This window comes from Burkholderia sp. Ac-20392 (genome assembly GCF_017104585.1).
In the GTDB taxonomy this organism is placed as follows: Bacteria; Pseudomonadota; Gammaproteobacteria; order Burkholderiales; family Burkholderiaceae; genus Burkholderia; species Burkholderia lata.
This window is the reverse complement of sequence record NZ_JAAGPB010000640.1, coordinates 1-4,191: the sequence shown is the minus strand read 5'-3', so window position 1 is coordinate 4,191 and position 4,191 is coordinate 1. Positions and strand designations below refer to the sequence as shown.

At 67.6% G+C, this 4,191-nt stretch carries 3 protein-coding genes; all 3 read left to right on the top strand.

Annotation, left to right across the window (positions count from 1 at the left end; genetic code table 11):
• A partial coding sequence (locus G3N99_RS36030; protein ID WP_206124748.1) for a hypothetical protein occupies positions 1–1,766 on the top strand: 1,766 nt, incomplete at its 5' end.
• Between the two features lie 26 nt (positions 1,767–1,792).
• Positions 1,793–3,259 (top strand): oligosaccharide flippase family protein, encoded by a 1,467-nt coding sequence (locus G3N99_RS36025; protein ID WP_206124747.1) that lies wholly within the window; start codon positions 1,793–1,795, stop codon positions 3,257–3,259.
• Positions 3,256–4,191 (top strand): glycosyltransferase (locus G3N99_RS36020; RefSeq protein WP_241012025.1); only part of this gene is annotated, 936 nt, incomplete at its 3' end. The genes G3N99_RS36025 and G3N99_RS36020, both read left to right, overlap by 4 nt.

The following is a 4,191-nucleotide window of genomic DNA, read 5'->3' as shown; positions in this document are numbered from 1 at the left end:
CGTCGCCGCAGGTCGCGCCGGGCGGCCGCGCGGACACCGGCCGCGCGCGGATGGCCGCGAGTTTCATGATGATGAACGAGGTGGCGGCGCCGGCGCGCTCGGAAGTGGGCGAGCAGAAGGCGGAAGTCGGCGGCCTCGCGGCCGACGACAAGACGTTGTTCGCGACGAATCCGTCGCGCGACGCGGTGGACGTGTACGACGCGGAAACGATGCAGCAGAAGGGCACGTGGAGCGCGCACGAGCCGGGCCGCCTCGCGCTCGCGGGCGACGGTACGCTGTGGCTGCTCACGGATACGATCAACGGGCCCGCGCACCTGGTGCACGTGCGCGCGGACGGCCGCAAGCTCGACGACGCGCCTGCACTGCCGGAAGGCACCGACGCGGTGGACGTGGCGGTCGACGCGAAAGGGCGCGTGCTCGTCGCGGACAACGGGCCGCGCCAGCAGATCCTGATTTTCTCGAAAGGCGGCAAGGGCTATGCGCAGTCGGGCGCGCTCGGCGAGCGCGGCGGCATCTTCGCGGGCCCGGTGCCGGGCCGGCCGGGGCCGCAGCGGTTCAACGGGCTGACGGGCGTCGGCGTCGACCGTGCGGGCAACATCTATGTGTCGATGAACGGCATCGGGCCGCGCCACGACACGATCGGCGCTGGGCTCGGCGCGGTGCTCGAAAGCTATACGCCGGACGGCAAGCAGCGCTGGCAGGTGCAGGGGCTGCTGTTCGTCGACGGCGCGTGGCTCGACCCGGCGCGGCCGAACAGCGTGTACACGGGCAACAAGCGCTTCGAGCTCGACCTGTCGAAGCCGCCGGGCCAGGACTGGAAATACGTCGGCTTCCTGTCGAACCGCTTCAAGTATCCGGACGACCCCGTGTTCCATACGGACCAGTGGCCCGGCATGCCGATCGCGCGTCGCCTCGACGGCCGCACGTTCCTGTACCTGACCGACATGTATGCCGATCACCTGAAGATCTATCGCTTCGACGCGAAGCGCGACGGTGAAGTCGCGATTCCGTCCGGCCTGATCGCGGGCCGCGCGCGGCCGGTCGACAAGGTGCCGAACAAGCCGCCGGGCGGCGACTGGCTGTGGCGCGATGCGAACGGCAACGGCCGTCTGGATGCCGACGAGTTCGAGATCAATACGACCGGCAAGGCGAAGGCGGGCGGCTGGGGCTGGTGGGTCGACACGAAGGGCGACATCTGGCGCACGAGTGACGTGCGCGGCATTCACCGCTTCCAGTTCGGCGGCGTCGACAAGGCCGGCAACCCGATCTACTCGTACGACAAGGTCACGACCTACCCGATGCCGCAGCCGTTCACGCAACTGCGCCGCTCGATCTACGACGCGCAGACGGACACGCTGTACGTGACCGGTTACACGGCCGATGCACCGCCGCAGCCGGGCATCAACAAGGAAGTGGGCCGCGTGCTGGTGCGCTTCGACAAGTGGTCGACGGGTTCGCCGGTCGTGCGCTACCAGATCGCGCTGCCGTGGCAGCTCGACGCGAAACCGATCTTCGACCTGATCGGGCTTACGGCCGAGGGCCGTTACCTGTTCGGGGTGGAGCCGGTCGGCAAGATCCACGTGTACGACAAGGAAACCGGCAAGGAAGTGGGCGTGATGAGCCCGGGCGCCGAGGTCGGCAAGGCATCCGGCTGGGTCGACGTGCCCTTCGGCATCAGCGCGTTCCGGCGCGAGAACGGCGAGTACCTCGTGTTCGTCGAGGAAGACGCGCGCGGCAAGGTGCTGATGTATCGCTGGAAACCGTGACCGGCAGCGTCACACAAGGCAGAAGCATGGACAAAGGCATACTCAAGAACGTTTCGATCAACTTCATCGGGCTGATCCTGCCGACCTTCGTGTCGCTGGTGACGGTGCCCGCCTATATCCACGCGCTCGGCGTCGAACGCTACGGCGTCGTCAGCCTCGTGTGGACGCTGATCGGCTATTTCGGGATCCTCGATCTCGGGATGAGCATGGCCGCGCAGAACCACATCTCGAAGGCACTGGCGAGCGGCAACGCCGACGAAAGCGCGCGCGTGTTCTGGAGCGCGTTCTGGCTGAACCTCGGCACCGGCATCGTGGGCGGGCTGCTGATCTATTTCGGCGCGTTCATCTACACCGCGTATTTCACGAAGGTGTCGGCGGCGATGCAGCACGAGGTGTATCTCGCGCTGCCGTGGCTCGCGCTCGCGATTCCGCTCGCTAACGTGTCGTGGGTGTTCGCCGGCGCGATCAACGGCGCCGAACGCTTCGGCGTGTTCAACACGAACCAGACGATCGGCACGTTCCTGTTCCAGCTGCTGCCGCTCGGCGCCGCGTGGTGGATCGCGCCGAACCTGCAGACCGTGCTCGCCGCGGCGGTTGTCGCGCGCCTGGTCGCGGCGGTGATGCTCGGCCACGCCAGCATCAAGGTGCTCGGGATCCGGCGCATCGATCCGCCGCAGTGGGGCACCGCGAAAGGGCTGTTCAATTTCGGCGGCTGGATGCTGATCGCGAGCACGACGAGCATGATCGCCGACACGCTCGACCGCGTGATGCTCGGCGCGGGGATGGGGGCGAAGTTCGTCACTTATTACACGGTGCCGCAGAACCTCGTCACGCGCCTGAACATGCTGCCGAACGCGCTCGTGCGCACGCTGTTCCCGCGCCTGTCGGCGGTGGGCCGCGACCATGCGGACACGCTCGCGCGGCAGTCGCTCGAATTCCTGAACGGCGTGTTCACGCCGGTCGGCATCGTCGCGATCTTTGCGCTCGCGCCGTTCCTCACGCTGTGGGTCGGCTCGGATCTCGCCGCGCATTCGGCGCCGGTCGGCCGCGTGCTGGTGATCAGCGTGTGGCTCGTCGGCCAGGCGAGCGTTACGCGGATCCTGATCCAGTCGCAGGTCAACCCGGCCCGCGCGGCGTTCGCCGGGCTCGTCGAGATGCCGTTCTTCGTCGGCGGCCTGTGGTACGGCATCCATCACTTCGGGCTGATCGGCGCGGCGGTGGTCGTCGCGGCGCGCGCGCTCGTCGACTACGGCGTGCTGCTGACCCTGTCGGCGATCCGGATGCGCGCGATCGTGCTCGACATGCTTGCGCACCTCGCGTTCCTGCTGGCGAGCCTGTTTCTGGCGCAAGCGTGGCCGGGGCTCGTCGAGTCGATCGGCATGTGCGCGGTCGTGGTGCTGCTGAACGTCGCGTGGTCGCTCACGATGACACCGGGGTTGCGTGCGCTGGTGCGCGACCTGTTCGTCCGTCTCAATGCGAGGAAAATGGTATGAATCGCGATCTGGCGGAACACGCCGTATTGAATCTCGCCACCGCCGATGCGGCCGTGGCCGAAGCGGGCGACGCCGCCGCGCTGCGCCGGGCGCTGCCGGCCGAACGCGCCAGCGCGCGCCATCCGACGCGCGCGCTGCGCGTGGCGATCGTCCACGACTGGCTCGTCACCTATGCGGGCGCCGAACGCGTGCTCGAGCAGATCGTCGCGTGCTTTCCCGACGCGGACCTGTTCAGCCTCGTCGACTTCCTCGACGATCGCGCGTTCGTGCGCGGCAAGCCGGTGACGACGTCGTTCATCCAGAAGCTGCCGTTCGCGCGCACCAAGTACCGCAGCTACCTGCCGCTGATGCCGCTTGCGATCGAGCAGCTCGACGTGTCGGAGTACGACCTCGTGATCTCGAGCAGCCACGCGGTCGCGAAGGGCGTGCTGACGGGGCCGGACCAGGTGCACATCAGCTACGTGCATTCGCCGATCCGCTATGCGTGGGACCTGCAGCACCAGTATCTGGAACAGTCGAACCTCACGCACGGGCCGAAGTCGCTGCTCGCGCGGATGATCCTGCATTACATCCGCAACTGGGACACGCGCACCGCGAACGCGGTGGACGGCTTCGTCGCGAACTCCGCGTTCATCGCGCGGCGCATCAAGAAGGTCTACCACCGCGACGCGGCGGTGATCTTCCCGCCGGTCGACGTCGACGCGTTTTCGTTGAACGCGGAGAAGGAGGATTTCTACCTGACCGCATCGCGGATGGTGCCGTACAAGAAGATCGACCTGATCGTCGATGCGTTCTCGCGCACCCCCGAGCGGTTCGCGCTGTCCTGCCACGAGCCGAGGATGCGATTGGTGTCGACGCCGCGGGCGTCGTCCCAGCACCGGATGAATTCGCCGCGCAGCTCCGGCAGGCGGAACGTCGTCGAGCCGTCGCCG

What these genes read in the sequence shown, in the direction of transcription:
- G3N99_RS36025 (WP_206124747.1), top strand. Translation starts at nt 1,793, where the DNA reads ATGGACAAAGGCATACTCAAGAACGTTTCGATCAACTTCATCGGGCTG.